Here is a 296-nt window from a genome sequence, read left to right on the forward strand (position 1 = left end):
AATTTGGATATAAGAGAAGGGGACTTAGTAGGCATAGATGTATCACAGGGACATATAGGGATAGGAGAAAGAGGAGTAGATGCATTAAGTTTAAGTGATCTTGAACTGTTAAGTAAGACAATAGACATAGCGGGCATAATAAAGGCGTCAAAAGAGACAAGAGTACTCATATCAACAGGGGGACAGAGGTATGAGTATAGGACAAAGGAAGTAAAAAGTAAAGGAGAGACATATAAAGGGATAGCCGTAGACGGAAAAGCGGCAGGGAGTATGTATGCTGGTAAGATAGATATAAT

1 protein-coding gene is annotated in these 296 nt (G+C 39.2%); it reads left to right on the top strand.

The annotated features are described in order from the left end of the window. Positions 1 to 296 (top strand): hypothetical protein (locus tag EII29_RS12505; RefSeq protein ID WP_158612574.1); only part of this gene is annotated, 296 nt, incomplete at both ends.

The organism is Leptotrichia sp. OH3620_COT-345 (assembly GCF_003932895.1).
Taxonomy (GTDB): Bacteria; Fusobacteriota; Fusobacteriia; order Fusobacteriales; family Leptotrichiaceae; genus Pseudoleptotrichia.